The sequence below is a fragment of the Streptomyces macrosporus genome, assembly GCF_039533145.1.
GTDB lineage: Bacteria > Actinomycetota > Actinomycetes > Streptomycetales > Streptomycetaceae > Streptomyces > Streptomyces macrosporus.
Genome location: NZ_BAAASZ010000028.1, coordinates 56,151 through 82,257, shown reverse-complemented (window position 1 = coordinate 82,257; position 26,107 = coordinate 56,151). Strand labels below are relative to the sequence as shown.

At 70.0% G+C, this 26,107-nt stretch carries 16 protein-coding genes and 6 pseudogenes; 12 read left to right on the top strand and 10 right to left on the bottom strand.

Annotated features, from left to right (window positions below):
* Positions 1-297: 297 nt before the first annotated feature.
* Together ABD335_RS21140 and ABD335_RS21135 are read right to left on the bottom strand one after the other, a co-directional pair.
* Positions 298-714, bottom strand: a complete 417-nt coding sequence (locus tag ABD335_RS21140; RefSeq protein ID WP_344325895.1) for a hypothetical protein — start codon at positions 712-714, stop codon at positions 298-300.
* Positions 715-788: 74 nt separating this feature from the next.
* Positions 789-2,939 (bottom strand): tetratricopeptide repeat protein, encoded by a 2,151-nt coding sequence (locus ABD335_RS21135; protein ID WP_344325892.1) that lies wholly within the window; start codon positions 2,937-2,939, stop codon positions 789-791.
* Between the two features lie 412 nt (positions 2,940-3,351).
* Between ABD335_RS21135 and ABD335_RS21130 the strand changes: the two genes are divergently transcribed.
* The 3 genes and pseudogenes from ABD335_RS21130 to ABD335_RS21120 all read left to right on the top strand — a co-directional run.
* Positions 3,352-3,621 carry a hypothetical protein gene (locus ABD335_RS21130; protein ID WP_344325889.1) on the top strand — a complete coding sequence of 90 codons (270 nt, stop codon included), beginning with the start codon at positions 3,352-3,354 and terminating at the stop codon, positions 3,619-3,621.
* On the top strand, positions 3,614-4,249 hold the full coding sequence (locus tag ABD335_RS21125; RefSeq protein WP_344325886.1) for a DUF6879 family protein: 636 nt from the start codon (positions 3,614-3,616) through the stop codon (positions 4,247-4,249). The genes ABD335_RS21130 and ABD335_RS21125 overlap by 8 nt, the downstream gene beginning before the upstream one ends.
* Positions 4,250-4,380: 131 nt before the next feature.
* Positions 4,381-4,506: pseudogene (locus ABD335_RS21120) on the top strand (DUF5655 domain-containing protein); the annotation flags it as partial.
* 347 nt (positions 4,507-4,853) lie between these two features.
* On the opposite strand, the pseudogene ABD335_RS21115 reads toward ABD335_RS21120, so the two are convergent.
* Positions 4,854-6,428 (bottom strand): annotated as a pseudogene (locus tag ABD335_RS21115) (helicase-related protein); the annotation flags it as partial.
* 525 nt (positions 6,429-6,953) lie between these two features.
* On the opposite strand from ABD335_RS21115, the gene ABD335_RS21110 reads away from it, so the two are divergent.
* The 3 genes and pseudogenes from ABD335_RS21110 to ABD335_RS21100 form a co-directional block, all read left to right on the top strand.
* Entirely contained in the window at positions 6,954-11,738 is a 4,785-nt protein-coding gene (locus tag ABD335_RS21110; protein ID WP_344325883.1) for a DUF6531 domain-containing protein, read from the top strand.
* Between the two features lie 68 nt (positions 11,739-11,806).
* Complete coding sequence (locus tag ABD335_RS21105; protein WP_344325880.1) at positions 11,807-12,343, top strand: SMI1/KNR4 family protein; 537 nt, start codon at positions 11,807-11,809, stop codon at positions 12,341-12,343.
* A pseudogene (locus tag ABD335_RS21100) lies at positions 12,340-12,534 on the top strand (SUKH-3 domain-containing protein); the annotation flags it as partial. The gene ABD335_RS21105 and the pseudogene ABD335_RS21100, both read left to right, overlap by 4 nt.
* 138 nt (positions 12,535-12,672) lie before the next feature.
* On the opposite strand, the pseudogene ABD335_RS21095 reads toward ABD335_RS21100, so the two are convergent.
* Positions 12,673-12,954 (bottom strand): annotated as a pseudogene (locus ABD335_RS21095) (VOC family protein); the annotation flags it as partial.
* 789 nt (positions 12,955-13,743) lie between these two features.
* Between ABD335_RS21095 and ABD335_RS21090 the strand changes: the two are divergent.
* Both ABD335_RS21090 and ABD335_RS21085 read left to right on the top strand, forming a co-directional pair.
* Positions 13,744-13,884: a hypothetical protein gene (locus ABD335_RS21090; RefSeq protein WP_344325877.1), complete on the top strand. Its 141-nt coding sequence runs from the start codon at positions 13,744-13,746 to the stop codon at positions 13,882-13,884.
* Positions 13,885-14,778: 894 nt separating this feature from the next.
* Positions 14,779-14,907, top strand: coding sequence for a DUF6408 family protein (locus tag ABD335_RS21085; RefSeq protein ID WP_344325874.1), 129 nt, complete (start codon positions 14,779-14,781; stop codon positions 14,905-14,907).
* Between the two features lie 76 nt (positions 14,908-14,983).
* Here the strand turns inward: ABD335_RS21085 and ABD335_RS21080 are convergent, their stop codons facing one another.
* The 3 genes and pseudogenes from ABD335_RS21080 to ABD335_RS21070 all read right to left on the bottom strand — a co-directional run bounded on the left by ABD335_RS21080 (position 14,984) and on the right by ABD335_RS21070 (position 19,198).
* Positions 14,984-15,877 carry a DNA/RNA helicase domain-containing protein gene (locus tag ABD335_RS21080; protein WP_344325871.1) on the bottom strand — a complete coding sequence of 298 codons (894 nt, stop codon included), beginning with the start codon at positions 15,875-15,877 and terminating at the stop codon, positions 14,984-14,986.
* 94 nt (positions 15,878-15,971) lie between these two features.
* Positions 15,972-16,409 (bottom strand): annotated as a pseudogene (locus ABD335_RS21075) (DNA/RNA helicase domain-containing protein); the annotation flags it as partial.
* Between the two features lie 907 nt (positions 16,410-17,316).
* Positions 17,317-19,198: pseudogene (locus ABD335_RS21070) on the bottom strand (DNA/RNA helicase domain-containing protein).
* Positions 19,199-19,491: 293 nt separating this feature from the next.
* Between ABD335_RS21070 and ABD335_RS21065 the strand changes: the two are divergent.
* On the top strand, positions 19,492-19,800 hold the full coding sequence (locus ABD335_RS21065; protein WP_344325868.1) for a transporter: 309 nt from the start codon (positions 19,492-19,494) through the stop codon (positions 19,798-19,800).
* A 48-nt stretch (positions 19,801-19,848) separates the two neighbouring features.
* Here the strand turns inward: ABD335_RS21065 and ABD335_RS21060 are convergent, their stop codons facing one another.
* Positions 19,849-20,184 carry a hypothetical protein gene (locus tag ABD335_RS21060; RefSeq protein WP_344325865.1) on the bottom strand — a complete coding sequence of 112 codons (336 nt, stop codon included), beginning with the start codon at positions 20,182-20,184 and terminating at the stop codon, positions 19,849-19,851.
* A 261-nt stretch (positions 20,185-20,445) separates the two neighbouring features.
* On the opposite strand from ABD335_RS21060, the gene ABD335_RS21055 reads away from it, so the two are divergent.
* The gene (locus ABD335_RS21055) at positions 20,446-20,967 is read left to right on the top strand and encodes a hypothetical protein (RefSeq protein WP_344325862.1); all 522 of its coding nucleotides are present in this window, start codon (positions 20,446-20,448) and stop codon (positions 20,965-20,967) included.
* A 130-nt stretch (positions 20,968-21,097) separates the two neighbouring features.
* Here the strand turns inward: ABD335_RS21055 and ABD335_RS21050 are convergent, their stop codons facing one another.
* Both ABD335_RS21050 and ABD335_RS21045 read right to left on the bottom strand, forming a co-directional pair.
* Entirely contained in the window at positions 21,098-22,270 is a 1,173-nt protein-coding gene (locus tag ABD335_RS21050; protein ID WP_344325859.1) for a dienelactone hydrolase family protein, read from the bottom strand.
* A gap of 178 nt (positions 22,271-22,448) precedes the next feature.
* Entirely contained in the window at positions 22,449-24,077 is a 1,629-nt protein-coding gene (locus tag ABD335_RS21045) for a M4 family metallopeptidase (protein ID WP_425583694.1), read from the bottom strand.
* Between the two features lie 322 nt (positions 24,078-24,399).
* Between ABD335_RS21045 and ABD335_RS21040 the strand changes: the two genes are divergently transcribed.
* Entirely contained in the window at positions 24,400-25,329 is a 930-nt protein-coding gene (locus ABD335_RS21040; protein WP_344325854.1) for a carbohydrate kinase family protein, read from the top strand.
* A 100-nt stretch (positions 25,330-25,429) separates the two neighbouring features.
* The coding region (locus ABD335_RS21035) for an RNA ligase family protein (protein ID WP_344325851.1) at positions 25,430-26,107 on the top strand (678 nt) is incomplete at its 3' end.

Genomic DNA, 26,107 nt, shown 5'->3' with positions numbered 1-26,107 from the left:
GAGGCGCTCGGTGCCGAGAACCTGCGCGTGCTGAGCCTGCGCAGGCGTCGAGCGGCGGTTCTCATCGTGGGCGGGGACTTCCGGTCGGCGCTCCCGGAGTTCGACGCCCTCGTCTCCGCGTACCGCCGCACGGCCGGGCGAACGCCCCGTCCTGTGTCCCCGGGGCTCCGGGGCGAAGACGTACCCCGGCCCCGACCAGGCCTTCGTCCGCGACCGCTCGTGCGTGCCCTGGAAGCGCCGAGGGCGGCCCGCGTCCTCCGGACGTCCGCCCGCTCCGGCCTCCGGTGACCGTGCTGCTCAGGCGTCGGTGATGTGCTGGTCGCGTCCGGCCATGTAGATCCGCGCGGAGTCACGGGCCTCGGCCCGCATGACGACCGCCTGGTTCCGGGCCCGCTCGTCCGGGGAGAGGGCAGGAGCCAGGTGCTCCTCCAGCAGCCGCCGCAGCCCGGCCGCCAAGGCCGGGTCCTCCTCCAGAAGCTGCTGCAAGCGCAACCGCCAGGCTCCCGTCAGCGCTTGCTCGGTCTCTTGGTCCGCCTCCTCGCGGGCCGTCAGCACCCGGCCCCGCAACGCCTCCAGCTCCGAGTCGACCTCCTCGGCCCGTTCGGGGCGGTGGCGCCGCCACCAGGCCACCACCGCGTCCCGCACGTGCTGCCAGCCGTCGGTGGCCATCGCGCTCACCAGTGCCCCGCCCGCCGCCGCGACGATCGGATCCATCCGCATCCCTCCCCTGTTCCGTGCCCTGTCCTGTGTCCCCGCTCCGTCGGGTTCTTCCGGCCGCCGGCATTCCGTCATGAGGGGACGGCGTCCCCGTCCGCTCTGCCATCTCTCCTGAGTTCGCGCAGGAGTTCGCGGCTCGCGGCCGTGAAAGGGTGGTCGGCCCCCAGAGCACGTTCGCGCCGGGCCACGACATCGGCCATGAGCTCGGCCCCCTCGTCCGGGTGGCCGAGGGCGGACCGGGTCCGGGCCAGGAGTTGCCTGGCCGAGAGCGCGATCGGGTAGTCGGGGCCGAAGCGGCGGTCGTACTCCTCGGTGACCAGCCGGATTTCCTCGTCGGCCGCCTCGATGCGGCCCAGCACGTACAACGCCCAGGCGTGATTGTGCCTGGCGCCCAGCGTGACGGTGTGGTCCGGGCCGAGGTGCCTCGCGCACTCCTGCGGCAGAGAGAGCAGGGTGCCGTCGTCCTCGGCCGTGAGTTCGGAGGCGGACAGGATCACCAGGAGGCTGGCGCGCGAGCGCAGGGTCAACGGGTGCGAGGGGCCCAGCACCGCGCGCCGGCCCGCCACGGTCCGCCGCAGGAGCGCCAGGGCCTCCTCACGTCTGCCGACGTTGCCGAGGACGAGCTGGAGGCCGTGACAGGTGTCCAGGGTGTCCGGATCGTCGGCGCCGACCAGCCGTTCCTGGGTGGCGCGGACGCTGCGGAGCAGAGGTTCGGCCTCGGCGTATCTCCCCAGCCGGAAGAGTGCCCGTCCCTCTCTGGACCGCGCGGCCAGCACGAGCCGGTGCTCCGGTCCGAGGCGCGGTTCCGCGAGAACCACCGCGGCGCGGACGGTCTCCCAGGCGGACAGGTAGTCCCCGGTGCGATGCAGGGCGACGGACAGCCGCGTCGCGACGGACAGCGCATCGGCCGCCGCCGACGGGTCGTCCGCCACCCGCCGCAGCAGGGCGAGCGCGTGGGGGGCGAGCAGCCGTAACCGCGGCTCGTACGGTCCGGCGTCGGGGACCGCGGGGACGGCCGCGTCGAGCAGCCGGATCGCCGTCGCGTCGAGGACCGCGAGTCCTTCGCGGGGTGTGGCGGCGGCGACGCTGTCGAGCAGTACGCCGTGGCTGCGCACGCAGCGCACGCCGGCGTCGACCAGTTCGGTCAGCGAGTGGTCGAGGAGTGCTCTGAGCGCGGTCTCGATGCGGGCGCGGGGCAGGACGTCGCCGACTTCCGGACTGTTCAGCACGGACAGGGGCAGCGGTTCGGGCGCCAGACGGGCCAGCAGCCTCAGCAGGGCCACGGCCTCGGGCAGCCCGTGGGCCTCGAACGAGTCGAGGGTCAGTTGCCATGTCCGGCCCACCAGATGCCGGGGGTCCTCCTCGTCCAAGGCGTCAGCTCCCTGGTCTATGAGCTCCACTCGTTCGCCCTCGTCGAGACAGCGTCCGTAGACCTCCATCGACCAGGGATCGATCAGTTGGTGGGAGAGGAAGCCGCCCGCGAGCGTGAGCGCCAGCGGCAGCCGTCCCAGCCGGTCGGCGATCTCGGCCGCCTGCTCCATTGTGCCGCTCTGCGGGGCCAGGTCACAGAGCACGCGCGCGGCGTCCTCGCGCGGCAGCACCCCGATGTGCTGCAACCGCGCCCCCGGCCACCATCGGGCGGCGGCCCGGCGAGTGGTGACCACGACGATGCCGCGGGGGCTGGTGCGCAGCCAGCTTCCGTCCCGGAGTATCGCGGGGTCGTCGGCGTTGTCGAGCACCAGCAGCCAGGGCTCGGCGGAGCGGTCGAGGTAGTCCCACACCAGATCGGCGGCGGGTCGGAAGCCGTTGCGGACCGCCAGCAGCTCGCCGTCGCCGGCTCCTCGGTCGGCGGCGACGGCGAGCATGCCGGCACGCAGACTCGCGCGGTCGGACGCGTTGACCCACAGTCCGACCCGGCCGAACTCCTCGGTGGCGGTCCGGAAGAAGTCGTAGGCGACGGCCGTCTTGCCGCAGCCGCCCATGCCGTGGAGTACGTGGATGTCGCAGCCGCGGTCCGATGCCGCGCTCTCCCGCAGGCGTTCCAGGACCTCGGCCCGGTCGCGCAGGACCACCGGAGGCCGGCCGACCATCGGGCGGCGGACGGAGTCGGGGGTGTCCGAGACGGGTTCCCGGCCGGCGTGGTGATGGTGGTGGTGCTCGCTGATGTGCTGGTCGCCCGACGCCTGGTAGACACGGCCGCCGTCCTCGGCACGGCCGTCCATCGCGCCCCTCATCGGCCCACGGCTGGCCGTCGTCGGGCGTTTGCCGTCATCGCGGTGACCGATGTTGCCTCCGCGCTGTGTGCGGGTGAAGAGACTTCCGGTTCCACAGTTCCCCAGCCTGGTTTTCCGGCGGCACCCGGTTGGACGTCAATGGTCCATATGGCTTAATTTCCGTCGCACGGACAGGTGATTCCTTTCTCGATCATTCGTTGATACACCAGTGCGGCGGAAGCGACAAGAGAGCCTGCCTGGAACAGCACTGCGAAACCACCGAACGCATATGCCACCCTTCCCCCATCTTGAGCAAGTCGACTCAAAAGAGGGTTTCCCGGGACACTCCGAGCGCTACAGTTGTAACATTTCGGCCGACTCGAAAGGTCGACCGGCAGGGTCGGCCAGAGGGGGTGATGGTGTGGTCAGGCCATGGGAAGCCGACCCCGCGACAGGGTTCAGAAGGAGACTGGGGAAGGCACCCCAGGAGTTAGGGGTGACGACGGACAACCCCGACTGCCCCGACATCTGGGAACTGGACAACGGGGATATCGCCGTCATCGGGAGAGATCTCACGGAATCACTCGGAAAGCACCTTCCCACAGGGGTCTCGATCGGCGCCGACGAGCGCCTGGTGATAATCCCAAGGAGCATGATGATCGCGGCGAAGCCGGATATTCCCAATGTTTGAATCGTTCCCGGGAAACTCATCAGAACGCCTCGACCGGAAGGCGTACCACCAGGACTTCTACCGCGTCTTCGAGAGCGGGATCAGGCACCTGAGAAAGCTTGAGCGGGGCCAGCACTTCAAGGAGAAGGGCTTCGCGAGCTGGGAGGCCTTCGCCGCCGGGGAGTGGGAGGAGGCACTCTCGCTCGTCGAGGAGAAACGCAAGCTCTACACCGAGCAGTTCCGGGACGCGGCCGACCGCGGCGTCCTGCAGCGCCGCCTCCGCGTCGTGGAATTCCCGGTGACCCCGTACGTGCAGTGGGAGTTCCACGTCCTCCGCCTGCGCGTGGAACTGGGCGACAACATCAGGGTGATCGACGCGCGGGCCATCTCCGACATCGAGATGCACCGCCCCGTTCCCGAGGTCGTGATCCTCGGGGACCGGGTCATGTACGAGGTGCTCTACGACGACGGAAACGCGGCGGGAGCCAACCGGTTCACCGATCCGGAGTTGATCGCCGAGACGTCAACAGGTTTCGACACCCTCTACGACCGCGCGGAGGACTTCCTCGGCTTCTTCGACCGGGAGATCTCCCCGCTTCCCCCGCCGCTGGTCGGCGACCGCGTCCCTGCCCATCACGGGCAACGCTGACCCGGTCACCGCCCTCGCCGTGACGGCGTCGGGCCACGCCGCCGGGGGACGGCGTGGCCCGACGTCTCATCGCCGGACGGTGCCCATGGGTGGTGGCCCTGGAGCGGCACCTGCGGACATTGATCGAGAACATGGAGGCCATGCTCGGTGTCCGCTTTCTCGCCACCGAGTACGGCACCGACCCCCGGCACGGCGGGCGGATCGACTCACTCGGTGCGGACGAGAACGGCAGCCCTGCGATCGTCGAGTACAAGCGCTCTCAACGAGAACGTAATCAGTCGGCGCGGAGTCCACTTGACCTCAAGCGGTGGGCAGGGCCCGGTGGGCGGTGGCGCCGGTGCCGGTTGAGCCCTCATCAGGCATGTTGTGGCTCACTCGCATCACTTTTTCCGCGGGGGTGAGAGCCCGTCAAAGCAGCCCGTTCACCCGTTTCCAGAACGTGAACCGGACCGCAAAGGCCAGACCGGCCGGATTGATACGCCGTCGACCGGAGTGGCTGCGCGCCCACCACCGTTTCGTTTGCCTGGGAGGCCGAGTCGCCGGGTTCAGTCGTCCTGGTCCACCGGGAGCCCCCAGCAAGCTCTCCGCGGCTCTCCCCGTCGGCTCACCCCGTGTGGTGGAACCGCACGGGCTCCGCCAGAGCCGCCATGGCACCGTCGAAGTCCGCCAGCCGGGCCGCGACCGTGGCGACGGCGAGCCGCTCCGGAAGGGCGGCGGAGAACTTCAGCCCGCGCACGGCCCGGGGGTCCACGTCGGGGAAGACGAGGTGCTCCCCCATGGTGTCGAGGACCGCGCGCCACATCTCGGGCGTCAGATCCTCCCGTAGCCGGACGCAGCGGTCGTTGGGCCGCTGCACCGGGTCGGCGATCGTCCGTAGGGTGGCGGCGAGGGTGGCGTTGGCCCGGTATCCGGCCCAGGTCCACCAGCGCACGTCGTTTCCGACCCGGGTCACCAGTGTCCCGCCCGGGTGGACGGTGTCCGGCGCCTTGGCCTCGCGCATCTCGGCCGGCCGCGCTTCGGCACGGCGGGTGAGCGTCACCGGCGGATCGGCTCCGAGCAGCACCTCCCTCATGGCCTGGGTCAGCGCGTACGACAACCCGATGATGCCGCCGCTGGTCCACTTGGCGACACCACCACTGTCGGTGGGTTCGACGAACACCCGTTTGCGTTTCCAGTCGATGAAGGTGACCTGCCAGCTCCGTCCGGCCAGCAGCAACCGTCTCGGGCCGGGGCGTTCCTCGGTCAGCACCGATGGGTCGGTTCGGCCGATCTCCTGCCGTCCGGACAGGACGGTGAATTGGGGCGGGGCGGTGAAGGAGGCGGTCAAGTCCATGAAATGCCGCCGCCCGAAGCGACGTTCCGCCTCGGGGCCGACGAACAGCATGCCGCCGTCCTCGTCGAGGAAGCCCTGCTCCAGCAGATGTCAAAGGACGGGGGCCGCCGAGCGGTCGAAGGGCGCCAGCCCGTTCCACTGCTCGTGCCACATCCGGTCTCCGAGCTTGTGCTCCTGCAGCGTGACGGCGAGGAGTTGCTGTGCGACGAGGTGGCGCGGCTCGGGTGGCGCGGTCACCGGTTCGACCCAGCCCCGTCCCCACAGCAGGAGGAGCCCGGCCGCCTGGAGCAGGGTGTCCTCGTCGGTGGTCAGGAACAGGCAGTTGCGTACGGTGTCGGCGCGGCGGCCGGTGCGTCCGATGCGCTGCAGGAACGACGCCACGGTGGTGGGCGAGTCGATCTGGATGACGCGGTCCAGGTCGCCGACGTCGATGCCGAGTTCCAGGGTGGAGGTGGAGACGATGACGCAGTCCCGCGCCTCGGCGAATGCCTGCTCCGAACGGGTGCGTTCGTCGACGGAGAGGGAGGCGTGGGAGAGGAAGACGGTCACGTCGCGGGCCCGTAGGGCCGCGCCGAGTTGTTCGACCTGCCGCCGCGAGTCGCAGAAGACGAGGCGTTTCTCTCCGCGGTGGAGGGCTGCGATCAGTTTGGCGGCGTTCTCCAGCGACCCCACGTAGTCCAGTTCCACCTCGCCCGCGGGCCGTGTCTCCCCAGGGGCGGCGGTGATCTCTGGGGCGACGACCCGGCCGGGACGCTGGCCTCTGCCCGCCCCTTGCAGCCATTCCAGCAGGTGCCGGGGGTTGCCGACCGTGGCCGACAGTCCGATGCGTTGGATGGTCCGCACGGTGCCCAGCAGGTGCGCGTGGTCGGTTGGCTGAGCGGCGTGGAAGCGACGGGCACGCAGTGGCTGACGCTCGCCGTCGTCGCCGCCCTGTTCCACCTGCGGTTCCGGCTGACTCTGACGCTCCCCGTGCCCGGGGTGGTGCCGCTGATCCTCGTGTCGGTCAACGCACTGGTGCTCTGGCTCATCGTATGGCTCACCGGCCTGCTGCACGTCGACGGCTTCTGGCCCCTCGTCGGGACGGTCGCCTCGATGTGGGCAGTGGAATGGCCGAGCCGCCTCGCGGAGGCCGCCGCAGAGGGCCCGGGCCAACCCACCCCAACCTCCGCACGCCCCCTTCCGGCCGGAGCACCACATGCCGCAGATGCCGCTGCGCCGACCAGGGCCTGCTCATCATCGGAGAGCACCTGTCATGCTCTCCCGCGGCTCGCTCACCAGGTGCCCGGAAACCGTTCGGTGGCCAACGAACGTGTATGGAACAGTAGTTCGCCGGCCGGCAGGGAGCCGGTGCAGGCGGTAAAGGGGAGTCTCGTGGCCGTGGTGCTGCCCGACGGTGTGGACGCCATCCTCGATCTGATCGGGGTGGGCTGGCCCAACGTCGACGAGGACGCCTACCGGGACATGGCCAAGGACCTGCGGGACTTCGCCGACGACGTCGACGAGGACGCCCACGCCGCCCACCAGAACATGCAGCGGCTGATCTCCTCGGGGGAGAGCGAGGCGCTGACCGCGCTGAACGGCTACTGGGGCAAGGTCAAGGACAAGCACCTGAAGGACCTGGCGGACGCGGCGCGGATCTTCGCCGGCGCGATGGACGCCGCGGCCGACATCATCGAGGGTCGCAAGTGGGTCGCCATCGGGGAGCTGACCGCGTGCGCGGCCTCGGCCGGCATCTCACTGGCCGCCGCCCCGTTCACCGCCGGGCTGTCCACGCTGATCGGCGCGGGCGCGATCCAGGCCTGCCGGATCGCGGTCAAGCGGGCCATCAAGGAGATGACGGAGTTGGCGGTCCAGGAGATCGTGACCGCGATGACCGCGCCGGCGGCGGCCGCGTTGGAGAACATGGCCGCCGAACTGGTGGTCCAGCTCGCCGCGGACGGGCTGGGTCTGCAGGACGGCGTCGACATGGACAAGGTGGGCGACGCCGGCAAGGAGGGACTGAAGGACGGCCTGACCCTCGCCTCCGCCGACGGTGTGCCGCACCTGGGCGGGCTGATCGGCACGCTCGACATCGACCCCGACGAGCACGACCGCGCCGCGACCAAGCTCAACGGGGTGAGCACTTCGCTCAACGGTCGCACCAGCGGCAAGCTGACCAAGGCCAAGGCCAGCCACAATCGCACCCGCGGCCGGGACGACATCGCCCAGGCCATCGATGCGGTCGCCGACAAGATGATGGGCTCGTTGGAGAAGGCCACCAAACAGCTCGGCGACCACCTCGGCGGCGCGCTCCCCAAGGGCGTGCGGAACATCTCCACCGCCCACACCACCAACGACAAGAACACCAAGGACAGGTTCGACGCCCTCAAGACCCCCGACACCACCGACGGCCGGAAGGGCGGCGGCCCGGGCGGAGGCGGCCCCTCGTCCCGGCGCGACGGCGATGCCTCGAACCCACACACCAAGCCCGACTCGCTGCGCACCGTCACGTCCGACCCGCGCACCCACAGCATCCCGCTGGGCAAGAAGACGTGTCTGAACGATCCGGTCGACGTGGCCACCGGCGAGATGACCCTGGCCCAGACCGACCTCGAACTCCCTGGCGTGCTGCCGCTGGTGCTGCGCCGCACCCACCTGTCCAACTACCGGTGGGGGCACTGGTTCGGCCGTTCCTGGGCCTCCACCCTGGACGAGCGGCTGCACGTCGACGGCGACGGCACGGTGGTCTGGGCGCGCGAGGACGGTTCGCTGCTGACCTACCCCGGGGTGCCGGAGCCGGGCGGAGAGCCGGTGCGGCCGGTGGAGGGACCGCGCCTGCCGCTGGCCCGCACTGCGGGCGAGTCCGGCGTCTCCTTCTCCGTCACCGATCCGCACACCGGGTGGACCCGGTACTTCGCCGAGGCGGAGCTGCCGGAGAGCGTCTTCGACGCCCCGGCCTTCTGCTGGTTGGCCGCGATCGAGGACCGCAACGGCAACCGGGTGGACATCGTCCGCGACCCGGGCGGCACCCCCACCGCGGTGGTCCACTCCGGCGGCTACCAGGTGGAGATCACCACCACCCGCCTCGACGGGGACGGCCCGGCACGGGTGACCGGCCTGGCCCTCCACACCCCGGACGGCCCCGTGACGGTGGTGTCCTACGGCTACGACGCGGCCGGGAACCTGGACGCGGTGGTCAACTCCTCGGGGCAGGCGCTGCGTTTCGCCTACGACGACGCGGCCCGCATCACCTCCTGGACCGACCGCAACGACTCCACCTTCCGGTACGTCTACGACGACGCCGGACGGGTGGTGGGCACGGTCGGGCCCGAGGGCATCCTCTCCTCGACCTTCGAATACGGCACGAACGAGGTGGGGAACCAGGTCACCCGCTACACCGACTCCACCGGCGCGGTCACCGTCCTGGAGATCAACGGGCTGCGTCAGGTCGTCGCGCGGACCGACCCGGCCGGCCACACCGCCCGGCAGACCTGGGACGGTCGGGACAACCTGCTGACCCGCACCGACGCGCTCGGCCGCACCACGGCGTGGACGTACGACGACGCGGACAACGTCACCGGGGTCACGTTCCCCGACGGCAGCACCGCCACGGCCCACTACAACGAGCTCAACCTGCCGGTGGAGATCACCGGCCCGGACGGCACCAGCTGGCGTCAGACGTATGACGAGCGCGGCAATCGCACCTCCGTCACCGCCCCGGACGGGACGGTCACCACCTTCACGCACGACGACCGCGGCGCGGTGGTGGCCGTCACCGACCCGGCGGGCACCGTCCAGTACCTGACCAACGACGCCGCCGGGCTGCCGTTGACGGTGACCGACGCCGCCGGACACATCGCCACCATGGTCCGCGACGCGTTCGGTCGCCCCACCGAGATCACCGATCTTTCCCCTGCCTCCGGCGGGGAGACCCCCAGGGGCGCGGTCACGCGCCTGGAGTGGACGGTCGAGGGGCACCCGGCCCGCCGCACCGCGCCGGACGGCAGCACCGAGTCCTGGACGTGGGACGGCGAGGGCAACTGCACCTCCCACACCGACCCGAACGGCGGCACCACCCGCTTCGAGCACACCCACTTCGACAAGCTCGCCGCCCGCACCGGCCCGGACGGGGCGCGCTACGAGTTCCGCTACGACACCGAGCTGCGTCTCACCCAGGTCACCGACCCTCAGGGGCTGACCTGGGACTACACCTACGACCGGCTCGGCCGGCTGATATCCGAGACCGACTTCGACGGCCGCACCGTCACCTACGACCACGATGCCGCGGGTCGCCTCACCTCCTACACCACCCCGCTGGGCCACCGGATCCGCTACGAGCACGACGTCCTGGACCGTCTGGTGGCCAAGGAGGCCGAGGGGGCGCGCACCGAGTACACCTACGACGCCGCCGGCCACCTGATACGCGTCGCCTCTCCCACCTCGACCCTCACCGTGGAGTACGACGTCCTCGGCCGCGTCCTGGCCGAGACCGTCGACGGCCGTACCATCCGCTACACCTACGACGTCCTCGGTCGCCGCACCTCCCGCACCACCCCCGGCGGCGCGGTCACCGAGCTGACCTACGACGAGGTCGGCAACCGCACCGCCCTGACCGCCTCCGGCCACACCCTCGCCTTTCGGCACGACGCGCTGGGTCGCGAGCTGGAACGTTCCTTCGGACCGCCTGGCCGGCCCGTCACCCTGGCCACCGCCTTCGACCGGCTCGGCCGTCCGACCGAGCAGTCCCTGGCCGCGGCCGGGCGCACCCTGCGCTCCCGCGCCTACACCTACCGGCCCGACGGCCACCTCACCTCCATCACCGACCGGCTCACCGGCACCACCCGCCACGTCGACCTCGACCCGGTCGGCCGCCCCCTGACCGTCACCGCCGAGGACTGGACGGAGACCTACGCCTACGATGCGGCGGGCAACCAGACCTCCGCCCACTGGCCCGATGTCGCGCCGCACCCCGAGGCCCGCGGCTCCCGTGCCTACCACGGCACCCGTCTTCTCCAAGCCGGCCGCGTCCGCTACGCGTACGACGGGGCCGGCCGCACCGTCCTGCGGCAGAAAACCTACCTGTCGAAGAAGCCCGACACCTGGCGCTACGAGTGGGACGCCGAGGACCGCCTGATCTCCTGCACCACCCCGGACGGCACCCTCTGGCGCTACCGCTACGACCCGTTGGGCCGCCGCACCGCCAAGCAGCGCCTCACGGTGGATGGCGAGGTCGCCGAGGAGATCCGCTTCACCTGGGACGGCACCCGCTTGGCCGAGGAGACCAACACCGCCACCCACACCGTCCTGACCTGGGACCACGACGGCCACCGCCCGCTGGCCCAGACCGAACGCCTCCTCGACCCCGACGACCAGGCCGAGGTCGATCGCCGCTTCTTCGCCATCGTCACCGACCTGATCGGCACCCCCACCGAACTCGTCGACGAGACGGGCGAGATCGCCTGGCACACCCGCACCACCCTGTGGGGCACCACCACCTGGAACACCGACGCCACCGCCTACACCCCGCTGCGCTTCCCCGGTCAGTACGCCGACCCCGAGACCGGGCTGCACTACAACTACTTCCGCCACTACGACCCGGACACCGGCCGCTACACCACCCCCGACCCCCTCGGCCTCGCCCCGGCGCCCAACCCGGTCACCTACCCCCACAACCCCCACGTCTGGACCGACCCCCTCGGCCTGGCGCCGTGTGACGAGAGTGACCCCGAATGGGGTGGCCGGGTCCAGTACGGCGCGCCCGGCCCGCACGGGCGGGCCACAAGCATGCACGCCACCATCACCAAGGCCATGATCGGCGGGAAGACCGACCCGCAGGTCGATCCGGCCGGCTGGGTGAGCAATCAGGGATACAACAGGGCCCACCTGCTCGGTGCGCAGCTCGGCGGCTCCAACAAGGATCCTCGAAACTTCGTCACCATGCACTACTATGCGAATTCCCCGGTCATGCGGGGAATCGAACGGCAGGTGAGACTGGCGGCCGAAGCGGGAGAAATAATTCAGTACAGCGTGACACCGATCTATCGGGATGGCAACAGTAAAATCCCTCTCGGTGTGACCATAGAGGCATACGGAGACAAGGGATTCACGTTTACGCCTCGCGGGTCCGACGGCGGCGGAGTGAACGTGGTGACCATCCTCAATGTGCCCAAACGTTGACCGGTCTCCACGGACAGTGAGAGAAAGCCCTGTACGGCCAAGAAAACCGCACCAAACGAGGTTCTGTGATGAGCGGCAAGATCAATCGTCTTACATCCATCGTCGTCCCTCCTGGTTCCCCCATGCGGAAGGACTGGGATTCCCACCAGCAGGAAATCGGATTCTCGCTGCCGGAGGACTACAAGGAACTCATCGAGACTTACGGCGGAAGCCACTGGGACGACTACCTTTACATCCTTGAACCGGAATGCTCGAATGTCCACTATGACATGATCAAGTGGGAGCGGGAGCAGAGCGAGATCCTCGAAGAGGACTGGGAATTCGAGGAAAAGCCCGTCCAGCTCCAACCGGAAGGAAGTCGACTGGCCCCTTGGGGTACCACCGACAACGGAGAGGTACTCTTCTGGCTGGTACTTCCCGGAGAAGACCCGGACAACTGGACCGTCATGATCCGGGAAGCTCGCGGAGAAGGTTGGGAGCACTTCGAGATGGGATGCGCCGATTTCCTTGCGGCTGCACTGACGGGAGAGGTGCGTTCCGAAATCCTGTCCTCTCGTTTTCCCTTGGATAAACACAGGGTCGAGCTCCTGCGTGCCGCTGACTGATTGCTTTCCCGTGCACGGAGGCAGAGAAATTCAGGAAAACAAGCAGGGGGCTGGGGCGGAAACTCTTCCCTGTGGGGTACGGGACCGTCGAGAACGGGCTGGTGCTCGTCGACGGTCTCGGCCGGTTCTTCTGTCTGCACTTCATGGGACCGTACTTCCTGGGCGTCGGCGAGGCGCAGGCGTTGTCGAGTCTCATGACCGGCGAACGGGGTCCGGCGGAGGACCGCTATGCCTGGGGGAGGCCCTGGTGTCATTTCCCCTCTCCTGGTACAGGGCACCGTCGTCAGTCAAAGGGAGAGGGCTCCCCACCTCGCCGTCTCGGGGGACGCTCAGTCGAGACAGAACTCGTTGCCCTCGATGTCCTGCATCACGATGCACGAGTCGTTGCCGTCGTACAGCAGCCGCTCGCGTACCGCGCCGAGCGCGACCAGGCGTGCGCACTCGGCCTCGAGTGCGGCCAGGCGCTCCTCACCCACGAGTCCGGTGCCGACCCGCACGTCAAGGTGCCCCCGATTCTTGACGACCTTGCCTTCGGGAACGCGTTGGAAGAACAGGCGCGGGCCCACACCCGAGGGATCAACGCTGGCGAACCGTGACCCCTGGTCCTCCGGCTCACCGGCCGCGCAAGCCTCGCCGCCGGCCTCCGCCGCCACGTCCGCAGCCCCGCCGGGCCCTCGGCCACCTTGGACGTCAGGTGATCGAATCGGACACCCCGCGAGAACGACGCAGCCCTGCCCCATGTCTCGGCAGAGGCCGAGACATGGCTCCGCCGACACGGCTGGAGGGCCGCCGGTGGCGGTGGCGCTTTCCCCGGATCGGGGTGTGTCATTCAAGAAGGGTGATTCTTCACCCGATGATGCACAGCGAGGAAAGCCTGGAGGCGGAGTTCGAGCGTCCTCGGAGCCGCCCGACCAACGAATCGGCCACCTGTCCTCTGCGAGTTCACGGTGGACCTTTCCGGTGATCCGGCCCGGTACGCCGAGCGGCTGCGCTCGGTGCTCTCGGCCGCGGTGAGCCAGGGGGTCACCGCGGACTTCGAGGAGGGCGAACTCCCCACCGAGGGCGTACCGGACTGGTTCGTCGCGGCCTGCTCACCGGGCGGGGACGGGGCTCCGGACTTCGCGAGGAGCGGGCGTGCCGCGTACGAGGCCCACACGGGGGCCGGCCGTGGTCGCTCCAGAACTGGCTCCACCGGTTCGACCTCGATGACGACTCCAGGGGGTGGGAGTGGTGGGACGTCACCCGGGCCGGGCCCTCCCGCGTACGGACCTGGGTCGACAGCTGGGAGAGTCCTTCTTCGGCTGCCAGACCTGCGCTGGGCCGCGCTCACCGCCGGTACGTTCGGTCACGCTTCAACCCCTGCCTCACCGCGCCATTCAGGTCGGCCTCTCGGAGGAGCCGTGGAACGGTACGTCGAGGCCGGCCGTCTCGACGAGGCGGCGTCCGGGCTTCCGCGGGAGGTCTCGTACCCGTTGCCCGAGGGGATCCGCAAACGCATCGGCGGCACGGAGACGGGCGGGGAATTCCCGGCACGGCCGTAGACGCTGCCTCCCCAGGACCGCGGCACCCGACAGGGGGCACGACACCGTGTGGCCGCCGGGGCCCCCGCTCCCGACCGCGCCCGTCAGCCGGCCCGGATCCACCACCGAGTACGCCCAGCCGGCACGCCGCGTCGGTCGGCAGACTTCGGGCCTCTTCACCGCCCTCCGATCGGGCCCGCCCGTGTGACCTGCCGCGCCACGGACCACCGGAGACCTTCCACACATCCGTCCGCCGACACGTGGGCCCTCTCCATCACACCGGGCCGGAAGGCCGCTCGCCCTGCCGCTCGCGGTCGGGCGGATCGCTGCGGGACCGGCGGACGGCACCGCCTCCACGGGCGCGTACGCGGTCGGAACCTCCACGCTCCGGTGCGGCACGGGCACATGCTCGGGCTGGGCTTCGAGTTGTGACCGTCCCCGACGTGGTCTGCTGCGCATCGCGGTCTCCGGCGGGGCGAGTGCCTGCCGGTGGGCAAGACAGCCCGGGCCGAGACCCTGCTGCTCGGCCACCTGCCGGCCGGCAGATCGGCCCGGTGGACCGGATTCCTCCCATATAGGGCCACGCATCCGTCCGCAGCGTTCCGCTGAGAACAGACACCAAGGCAGGAAAAGAAATCGGAGGAATTGATTCCGGCAGCGTCTCAGCCGTCTGAATCCCGGTACCCGTTCACCGCTCCCACCCGACGGGATGTCAGCAGTACCCCAAGTGTCCATGCGATAAACTTCTTTCGCGCCGCGCGCCTTCCCGGAGGGTACGAGTGCGGAGTTCGCGAACCACTTCCAGGCCGTGAGCACGGGACGACGGATCCACCATGGACCTCACCTCGCGTGAGGGCGGATGCCCCGGTGGGGCAACCCCTGTCGCACCACTTTCACGCCGAGGAGTGGTCCTGTATGAACCCTGTCGAGTACAAGCCCGCGCGCCGTGGTTGGGGCCGTGAGGTCCTGGTCGGTACCGTCGCCGGAATCATTTCCGGTCTCGTGCTGGATGCGCTGGCGGCGGCAGCGCATTGGCTCTTTTGAGCCGGACGGGCGGCGGGTCCGGGAGCCCACCGCCCCTTACTGGATCGAGGCGATCCCGCGACCGGGAATCCTTCCTTCAGAACAGCATTCCCTGCCGCCCTCGACCCTTCTTGACGTTCTTTCCCGAGCCACGGTTGTTCCTCCCACTGCGCTTGGGGCGCCTCTGGTGCGGAACACGTGCTTCCGGCGGAAGGTTGCCCCAAGTGGGACGGAGGCCGTCGAGTCGGACCTCCCCCACGAGTTTCTTCAGATAGGCCCTTGTCTCCTCGTCCGTGGAGTAGAGCACCGCCGCACGGCTCGCGCGGGTCAGCAGCACGTGGTAGGCATGGCGGACACATCGTTCGAACTCGTCGTCGTCCAGACTGCCGACGTTCACCTTCGGGTCCTGGGAGCCGGGCACCGCAACCCTCCTGAGCCCCGTCTCGTCCTTCCGGGATTTCCCCCGCTGGAACACCCACCGGTCCCCGCGGCGCACCATGTCGTCCCCCATGATCACGCCGCACCAATCCCATTCGAGTCCCTGCGCCGTGTACACACAGCCGATCTGACCGACCCCGTTCGGATGAACCGACCAGATGTCGGAAGGAGGAACCTCACCACCCTCGCAGTACTTGTCACCCTTGGCGTTCCAGGGGCGGTGCCAGTCTCCGATGCGGACATCGGGTTCGAGTCTCAGTTCATCGCCCTGCGGTTCGCTCCAGGGCCAGCAGAAACCGGCGACCATACGCGCCGACGCGCCGGCGGCGGCTTCCGTCCGGATGATCCGCTCCAGTTCTTCGGGGGTGTCGACGGTCTCGACGTGCATCAGTCCGTCCGGCGTCCACTCCCTCGGTTCCTCTCCCGACATCTCCAGAAGGCCGTGCACCCAGCGCAAGTAGGCGTCGCTCCCACCGCACCTGAACTGCTCCCGCAGGTGGTATCGACGCACGGTGGTTCCGTGGCGCTCCGCGGCGTCCTCGATCAGTTTCACCGTGCCCACCTCGTCGGGCCTGAGAGACTGCCCCCTCGTCCAGGAAGAAAACCGTCAGCCGCGAGGCGTCCAACAACTCGTCCACTTGGGGCTTCTTCCCCCACTTCTCCTGTGGCCAGAACCGATTGGTGGAACGCGCCCGAATTCGGTGTGCCTCGTCGCAGATCAGCACGTCCAATGGGGGCTCGGGCGGAGTGACGAAGCTGCTGAAGTAGGTAAAACTCTCCTTGAACTCCCTGTCGCCGTAGCCCACGTGTTCCTGCATGGCACTGTTGAAGGCGCCCGAACCGCTCGCGTACTTGACACTCCGCCCCTCGGCCTCGAAGCGCGCCTTGAGTTCCAGACCGATCGCGCTCTTCCCGGTGCCGGCACCACCGGTCACCAGGAACACAGCTCGTTTCGGGTTGTCAACAAGAGCTGTCTGTTCCGGAGGGTCGAGAACCTGGGCCGCGGCCTTGAGGGCGTCCTCCACCACTTCCCTCTGTGCCCCGCGCAGCGTGAACACGGTGTCCTCGCCACGCGAGTTGATCATGGCGTCCAACAGGGGCGTGTTCCGCAGATTCATCCGCTGCAGCAGTAGCTCGGCCTCCGAGGCACCGCCGTCTTCCGCGAAATACCGGCGCATGTCCTGTAGAAGCTGTTTCCGGCCGTCACTCGTGTAGGTGCGGGCGTATATCCCGGTGGGCACGTCGATGTCGAACAGCGGCTTCACCGACTCGTCGGACGCGTTGTGCAGGTAGGCGAAGCCGCCGCACTCGAAGGACAGCCCGTTCAGCGGTCCTTTGTCACCGGTGAAGAGATGGTGGTACTCGCGCAGTTGCACGACCGGGTGCTTCTTCTTCTCGTTCTTCTCTCCCAGCCCCGGCACGCGGACCATCTCGGCCGTGGCCTCCTCCACCCTGGTCACGGTCGACCACCGCTTCAGCTCGACGAGCTGGACCGAGATGCGTCCGTTCTTCGGATGACGGCCGACCAGGACCACGTCGATGAGGCGAGGCCCACCGGGACGGTCGTCCTCTTCGGTCGTCGCCGCGCATTCGACGATCATCTCCACATTGCCACGGTCGGCCGCCACCAGGTCCTCGGCCAAGGTGACGAGACTCTCCGCCCACGCCGAGCTTTCGCCCTCCGATGCCTCGCTGCCCCGGAAGCGCTTCCACCTCGCGGCGAGGTGAGGCACCATTCTGCGCCGTTCGTTCAGAGCGAGCAGGTCCCTGGCCGAGAGTTTCAGCAAGAGCATGGACACGAGGTGGTTCCCCCAGAACACGAGTGGTCTCGTGCGGGTGGGGGCGTGTCCTGTCGGAGGAAGCCCGTCGGGCCGCGATTCGGTCAGGTGATGCCGGACGACCGGTCCTGCGTACGAGCACCGGTTCCTGCTTCTTCACGGTGCGGATGTTCGGTTCGCCGTGCCTGCTCGACGGCATGGCTCCGCCGAAGGGTCACACTGCGGCCACTTCTCGCCTCTCTCCGACGAGTTCCCGCAACTTCTCCTGCGTCTCCGGGTCCGTCGAGTAGACCACCGTGCCGACCATGCCGCGGGTCAGCAGCACCTTGTAGGTGTTGCGAATCAGGCGGTCCACGTCGGCATCCGGTGTGGACTTCTTGAACACCGGGTCCTTGGACGCCGTACGGTCGGTGACCCACCGGTCGCCGCGCCAGACCAGGTCCGGGCCGATGATGACGCCCGACCAGTCGTACTCGAAACCCTGCGCGGTGTAGACGCAGCCGACCTGCCCGAAACCGGCCGGATCGGTGGCCCACAGCGCCGCCGGGGGCGCGCCGGAGACGGAACGGTCGCCGCGCAGGTTCCAGGGGCGGGCCCAGTCGCCGATCACCACGTCCGCCGGAAGCGGGTCGCCCGGCTTCGGCTCCGGCGACCACTTCCAGCAGTAGCCGGCGGATATGCGGGCGCCGTAGCCCTGGGCACGGCGCTCCTCCAGGAACGCTTCCATCTCCTGGGGGCTGTCGGCGACGAGGAGCCGCATCCGACCGTCGGGTTCCCACACCACCGGGCCGCCCGGTTCCAGGCCGAGGAGCCGCACCACCCACCGCAGGTAGGCATCGCTGCCGCCGCAGCGGAACTGGCTGTCCAGCGGAATGACGTGACAGGTGAGATTCCTTCTGGCCGCGGCCGCCATGATCTCCGCGACCGTGCCCATCTCGCCGGGCCGCACCACTTGGTGCTCGTCGAGGAGGAAGACAGGGACGCGGGCGACATCGATGAGCTCGTCGATCTGCGGTTTGCCGGTGCGGTGTTCGGCCTTGGTGTAGCGGTTGGCGGAGGTTTCGCGGATGCGGTGGGCCTCGTCGCAGATCAGGACGTCGAGAGAGTTCTTCTCGGCCGTCATGAAGCTGTTGAAGTACTTGAACAGGTCCTGCACCTCGCGCTTTCGGGCGCCCGCGACCTTGCGCATGGTCTTGGTGAACGACTGGGAGCCGGTGGCGTGCAGGGTGGGGACGCCCTGCCGGTACAGCTCGCCGAGCAGAGAGCGCGATGACGCTCTTGCCCGTGCCAGGGCCACCGGTGACGACCACGACCTCCTTGTGGTCGGATTGTTTGGCCCTGCGCACGGCGTTGAGCACCATGCGGTACGCGACCTGCTGCTCGTCGAGGAGGACGAACTGCTCGCGTTCGCGCACCTCCTGGGCGGCGACGGACATCAGCTGCCTGGACGGGACCGCCTTGCCGGAGAGGAGTTCGTCGGCCGCGCGGGCGCCCGGGTGCTCGGTGCTCAGCTTGGCGCGGAGGTAGTCGATGAACGCCCCCCGGCTCCCGGCGGTGTAGAGCTGTCCCCGGTCGTCGGTCTCGATCTCGCGCAGGCCGCTGACGCCGAATTCGGTGGCGTTGTGGAGGTAGGCGACACCACTGACGCGCTCCGGGTGCTCGGCGACCGCGCCGTTGAAGTTGACGAGGTACTCGCAGTAACGACGGACCTGTTCGATGGGGTTGAGGACCGGGCGAGCGTACGCGTCGATGTGGCACAGCGTCGGGTCGTCCTCGTCCGGTGTGGCCTGGCTCCACTGCTTCAGCTCGACCACGACGTACGACGGTTCTCCGGTGACCGGGTGCACTCCGGCGAGCACGGCGTCGGCGCGCTTGCTGTTCAGCGGCAGCGCGTACTCCAGCATGATCTCCACGCCACCGAGGCCGGCCTCGGTGAGTGCCGTGGCCAACACAGGGATGCTCCGTTCCCAGGAGCGGACCTCGGGGAGGCCTGGTCGGTGGCCGTGCGTGTGGACGAACTGCTCGGTGAGACGCAGGAAGAGCGAGCTGTCGAACGCCATGACGGCGATCGTCTCGGCGGACTCACGGAACAGCAAGGAAAGCCCCCAGGCAGCACGGAAGAACTCGTGCGGGTGGGGGCATGTCCTTCGAAACTCCACGGGAGTGGAGCGGAAGCCCGTCGGGCCGCGATGACGATGTGATCAAGGGTAATCGTGTGGCGGAAGACGGTGGAGCTTTCCGGTCAGGCCCCAAAAGGCGGTGTGGCCTTCCGCGGACGAATTCGACAAGCCTCCGGCCGAGCACGCTCAGGTGCTCCGCCCGTGGCCTGTTGGGGAACCGAGTACGGCTACTCATGCCTCCGGCCACGGTTCGTCGGCACGGTGGGGGGATGAACAGCACGGCCCGGACGAGGGCTTCCCGAGGCACCGACGCCCTGGTGGCGGTGCTCCTGTTCCTGCTGGACGCCGCGCTGGTCGGTGTGCTGCTCTACCTCACCGCCGTGTCCTACGGCTTCGACGTCGTGCCCGACCGGGAGGCGGCGGCCGGCATGGCGGGGAAGGCCGCCGTGGCGTGTGCGGTCGGCGCGGTGGTCACGGCCGTGCCGGCGGCCCGGGCGCGGGCGTGGATCGTCTTCACCGTCCAGGCCGTCGCCCTCGGCGGCTCCACCCTGTTCTTCGTCCTGCTCGCCGTGCGGTGAGGCGCGGGTTCGATCGACGCGGTTCGTCGGGATGCCCGCCGGGAACGGTCAGCGTCGGCGGCCGAGGGTGGGCAGCCCGCCCGAGACGGTCCGGACGCTGGTGCCGCGTTCCGTGATGTCGCGGAGTTCCTCCCGGGACGCCTCGGCCTCGCGGTCGTCGTCGTACGCGAGCGCGTCGGACCACACCGCGGACGCGGGGAACGGGCGCCCTCCGTTCCGTCGGGTCGTGGTCTTCGCGATCCGTCGGACCGTCACCGGCTGCTCTTGGCGGCGCTTCCCCCCGGAACCGCTCCTTTTCTCGCCCTGCCCGCCGTTCTTGCGGGACGAACAGGCGCACCCCATGCCGATGAGGAGGTCGCACCGCTTGCACCTGGTTCCGCTCATCCAGACCCACCCCCGAGAACCCTCTTGGGCCGACGACGTGTCGACCACTATCAGCCTACGCACGCGTTCACGGACGTCAATGCCTTTGACTCAGTTTTCACATGCTTTTCTCCAAGGGTCGCCGGTCCGTGCTCCCGGAGGGAAGTGGTTCCGAGGAGTGGGCGGGCGAGGACTTGCGGAGCCCCTCTCCCGGGTCTCCCGGGCGGCACCACGGTGGTGGCTCCCGCCCCATGCGGTTTTGTTCACGCGTGCCGACGACGGTTGTACATCGCCGCGGTAGGCAACCGAACCGGCATGACAGGAATGAACCGGGCGGCTGCCGCCGTCGTGGGGCTCGTGGTGTTCGCGGTGCCGGCCGTGGTCGGCTGCTCCTCCTCGCCGAAACAGGAACTGATCGAGAGCACCGACGAGCGATGCCGCACGATCAACGAGCGGTTCGCCGGCGACCTCGCGTACGGCGAGGGCATCGGCGTCGAGTCGGTGTCGAAGCTGCGCGAACGGGTGGCCCTCCTGAAGGACCTGCGCAGCCACGTGCGCAAGATGCCCAAGCCGGAAACCGGTCGGGCCGAGCTGAACGGCTGGCTGGACAAGCTCGGCGAGTACATCACCGGCCTGGACGATTTGAGGAGCCAACTCCAAAACTATCGGCCCGGAATGGACCTGGTGGTGATCCTGCAGGCGGGCGTCAATCACGACGCGGCGAAGGCCGTCGGCTCGGCGGCGAAGCGCTTCGGGTTCGAGGACTGTGCGCAGACCCGGAAGTGGGAGCACATCGCCTCCTGATGCCGCGACGCCCGCGCGACGCCCGGCCGCCGACCCGATCGCTCGGCGGCCGGGCCGCGATCCCGGGCGACGGCGCGGCGTTCGCCCCGGGGCCTTCCGCCGGCTCGCTCCGGCCCCGGCCGCTCCCGGCTCAGCGACGGGCGCGGCCCACCCACCGGTCCAGCCAGGCGAACGCCTCGTCCTGCATATCGCGGGTGAAGACGTGTCCCAGCTCCGGCCACACCTTCGTCCGGAGCCGGTCGTCCGCGTGTCGGGAGCGCCAGACGGCCCGCAGCTTCCGGTAGGCCGTCTCCACGCCGGCGGCGGTGAACAGCGTGTCCCGTCCGCCGTTGAAGAACAGCATCGGTTTGGGGGCCGCGATGCTCGCCACGTCGGGAATGTCCAGGTGCCGGGAGAGCCCGGGGTGGAGCATGAAGTAGGCGGACTGGCCGCGCAGGGTGTTGTCGCCCGGCACCATCATCTCCTTCAGGCCGGTCATCCAGCAGACGGAGACCGCCGCGCGGACGTGGTCCGACAGCGCGGCCACCTGCCACGCCCGCCAGGCGCCCATGGAGAAGCCCAGCGCCGCGACCCTGTCGCCGTCGACCTCGGGCAGGGACGCGAGGAAGGCCGCCGCGCGCTGGTCCTCCCGTGCCATGAGGCCGGCCGGTGACGAGCCGAGGTGGAGCAGGTTGCTCGCGAGGGCCTGTTGGCCCTCGTAGGCGAGTCCGGAGCGGTCGCCCCAGCCCAGGGCGTCGACGGCGAGCACCGCGTAGCCGCGGCGGGCGAGTTCGTCGCCCACGAAGCGTCCGCCGAAGCACCTGTCCGCCCAGGCCCGCGCCGACGACAGCTTCGCCTCGTCGTACCAGGGGCGGACGAGCTTCTCCTTGCCGATGTCGAACGTCGAGCCGTGGTCGTGCAGCAGGAGGACCGCCGGGAACGGGCCCCTGCCCTCCGGCAGGAGCATCGTCGCGCGTACCCGGCTGAAGCGTGTCACGTCGAAGTGGACGATCCGCCGGCGGTGGCCCTCCTCCACTCGCTCGTCGACGGTCTCCGCGTCGAACGGGGAGTCGTCCGCCGGGTGGAGGAGGTGCGCCTCGACGGTGGCGCGGGCGGTCGCGCGCCAGGTGGGGAAGTCCCGGATCGGGGACGTGCCCCAGGCGAGCGGGAAGGTCAGCTCCTCCTTGAGCCGTTCGTGGAAGGCCGGGAGGTTGTCGCCCACCACGGCCGGGGACTCGACGTCCGAGGAGGAGGAGGCCGGTGCGGTGCCGGGCGGCGTCGGTTCCGTCGGGGCGGTGGAGGCCCGCCTGCCCGGGTGCGTCATGTGTGCGCCCTTCCGCCGGGGCCCGTCGGTGGCTGAAACGAATCGACAACGGATCGGCGCGGAACCTAGCGAGGGGCCACCGCCCGCACAAGGGCGCCGGCGGCCACGGGAAAGGGGGGAGGGTCGCGCCGTCCGGACGACGGCGCGACCCTCCGGGTGTGGCTTGGTGTGGCGCGCGCTACTTGACGTTGACCGCCGCCCAGGCCGCGTTCACGGCCTGGTGCTCGGCGCTGCCGCTGCCGTACAGGTCGGCGGCGGCCGACAGGGTCGCGGTGCGGGCGCCCGCGTACTTGGTGGTGGAGGTCATGTAGACGGTCAGGGCGCGGTACCAGATCTTCTCGGCCTTGGCGCGGCCGATGCCCGTGACGGCCTTGCCGTCGTAGGTGGGCGAGTCGTAGCTCACGCCGTTGATCGTCTTGGCGCCGCTGCCCTCGCTGAGCAGGTAGAAGAAGTGGTTGGCCGGGCCCGAGGAGTAGTGGACGTCCACGCTGCCCAGGGTGGAGGACCAGTAGTCCCTGGAGTTGCCGTCGCGGCTGGGCTTGTCCATGTAGCGCAGCGGGGTGCCGTTGCCGCGGATGTCGATCTTCTCGCCGACGAGGTAGTCGCCGACGTCCGTGCTGTTGGCGGCCCGGAACTCCACGGCCGCCGCGAAGATGTCGGAGGTCGCCTCGTTCAGGCCGCCGGACTCGCCGCTGTAGTTGAGGCGGGCGGTGTTGGAGGTGACGCCGTGGGTCATCTCGTGGGCGGCGACGTCGATCGACGTCAGCGGCTTGGAGTTGCCGGCCCCGTCGCCGTAGGTCATGCAGAAGCAGGAGTCCGACCAGAAGGCGTTGGCGTAGGCGTTGCCGTAGTGGACGCGGCTGTAGGCCGCTCTTCCGTCGTTGCGGATGCCGTTGCGGCCGTGCACGTTCTTGTAGTAGTCCCAGGTCAGGGCCGCGCCGTAGTGAGCGTCCACACCGGCGGTCTGGCGGTTGGACGCCAGGCCGTTGCCCCAGACGTCGTCGGCGTCGGTGAAGAGCGTGCCGGTGCCGGAGGTGCCGCCGTTCAGGTCGTGGGTCTTGTGACCGCCGCGGGCGGCGTCGGTCAGCGTGTACGAGCTGCCCGAGCCGCTGGTGCCGAGGGTGACCCGGCCGCTGTACATGCTCTCGCCGGTACCGGTGTGCACGCCCTCCCACTCGGCGAGCTTCTTCCCGGTGCGGGCGTCGGTGACGACGTGGAGTTCGCTGGGGGTGCCGTCCTCCTGGACGCCGGTCACCACGGTCTCCCAGGCGAGCGCCGGCTTGCCGTCGGCCGCCCAGATCACCTTGCGGGGGGCGTCCCCGGCCTCGGCCTCCGCCGTCTCCTGCGCGGAGGCCGCCCGCAGGGCGGACTTCTCCGCCGCCGCGGCGGACACGTCCGCGCTGGTGCTCGCCACCGTGATGCGGGCCGCGGTGGCCTTGGTGACGTCGCGGGTGCCGTTCTTCTTCTCGTGGACGACGAGGTCGCCGCCGAGGACGGGCAGCCCGTCGTAGGTGCGCTCGTAGCGGGTGTGGACGGTGCCGTCGGCGTCCTTGACGACGTCACGGGCGACGAGCTTCTCCTTGGCGCCCAGGCCGAGCGCGTCGGCCTGGGTCGCGGCCTCGGCCTGGGCGGCCTTGACGGCGGAGGCCCGCTGAGTGGGGGTCAGCTCGACCGCCTGGGCGCCGGGCTCCGGCGCCGGTCGGGCACCGGCCGGTCCGGCCTGCACCCCGGCGAGCGCCACGGCGGCCAGGGCCACGGGTATCGCGATGCGCAGGGTGGTCTTCCGGGTGGTGGGGGGAGGGGTCACTCGGTCTCCTCGGTACAGAACCGCGTGGGGCGGTCCGTTCATCGGTGGCGCGGCGTCCATGGCCGTGTCGGGGCATCACGTCGGGGGACAGGCCGGAGCACGCGGAGTCGATCGTGTTTTCGACACGCGGCGACTCGTTCGAGAGAGTGTCATCCCCTGGGCGTCATTGACAGGTGCTTGACAGGTTTTTTGCCATGAGCGGTCATCGGGAACCGATATTCGGCACACCAAAAGGGGCGTTCCTCCCGTGAGTTGCCCGGTGCGGCGTCCGCTCGGACCGCGCGCCCATACTGGGTGGCGGTGACGGGAGCGAGGAGGCGGAGTGACGGTCCGACGGCACGCGGAGTACGACGTCCTGGTGGTCGGGGGCAGCGGGGTGGACACCGTCGTCCGCGTCGACGCCCTGCCCGTGCCCCTCGCCGACTCGGTCCACGTCGGGCCCATCGAGGAGCACCCCGGCCAGACCGGCGGGTACGTGGCCCTCGGCGCCCGGGCGCTCGGCCTGCGGGTGGCGCTGCTGGACTTCGTCGGCGACGACCGGCTCGGCACCCTGCTGCGCGAGCGACTGGCCGAAGGGGACGTGGAGTTCGTCCCGGTCCACTCCCCCACGGGCACCCGCCGCGCCGTGAACCTCGTCGACGCCACCGGCCGCCGGATGTCCTTCTACGACGGCCGCGACCCGGCCGACCTGCGGATGCCCCGGGACTCCTACCTCCCCTGGCTGCGGCGCACCCGCCACGTCCACCTGTCCATCTCGCACTTCGCCCGCTTCCTCTACGACGACATCGAGGCACTCGGCGTGCCCGTCTCCACCGACCTGCACGACTGGGACGGACTGGCCGAGCACCACCGGGAGTTCGCCCTCCGCTCCGACCTCGTCTTCCTCAGCGCGGCGGGCGCGGGCGAGGACACGCCCGCGCTGATGCGGGAGATCCTCCGCGAGGGCCGGGCGGAGGCGGTCGTCGCCATGGCGGGCGCGGACGGCGCCCACCTCCTCACCCGGAACGGCGGCCCCGACCCGCGCCACGTCCCGGCGGCCGTCCCGCCGGCGCCGGTGGTGGACTCCAACGGGGCGGGCGACGCGTTCGTCTGCGGCTTCCTGTACGGCAGGCTCGCCGGCCGGGACCCGCTGGAGTGCGTCCGCCTGGGCACGGTGGCGGGCGCCCACGCCTGCACGGCCACCGGTTCCGCCGCGCTCGTCGGCCCGGAGGCCCTGTCGGCGGCGGACCGGGGACGCGGCGGCGGTTCGTAACCCGCAGAAGCCCCCGCCGACCGGCGGTTATTCGCTGGAGTCCGCTCCCGCGCCCCTCCTACAGTGGCCCGCGTCCCACCAGCCCTGCCAGGAGCGGATCATGCGCGTGCCGTACCCCCGTACGCCGCACCTGCCGTGGTCGCCGGGGGCGTCGCCGGACGACGTGCGGGCGGGGGACCTGTCGGGGCTGCGCGGCCGGGAGGTCGTGGTCACCGAGAAGCTCGACGGGGAGAACACCACCCTCTACCGCGACGGGACGCACGCCCGGTCGCTCGACTCCGCCCACCACCCCTCGCGCGCCTGGGTCAAGGCGTTGCAGGGGCGGATCGGCGCGGCGATACCGCCGGGGTGGCGGGTGTGCGGGGAGAACGTCTTCGCCCGGCACTCGATCGCGTACGAGGAGTTGGAGGGCTACTTCTACGGGTTCTCCGTCTGGGACGACGACGACCGCTGCCTGGACTGGGACGGCACGGTCCGGTTCCTGCGGCGGCTGGGCGTGCCGGTGCCGCGCGTGCTGTGGCGGGGCGTCTTCGACGAACGGGCCCTGCGCGGGCTGAGGTTGGACACCGCGCGCCAGGAGGGGTACGTCGTGCGGACCGTCGAGGGGTTCGCGCGGGAGGAGTTCGGGGGCCGGGTGGCCAAGTGGGTCCGCCCGCACCACGTGCGGACGGACACGCACTGGATGCACGCCGCCGTCGTGGCCAACCGTCTGGGCCCGGCCGCCGCGCTCTGGGCCGTCCGCTCCGGTGCCGCCCCCGACGTGCCCGCCCTGTCGGCC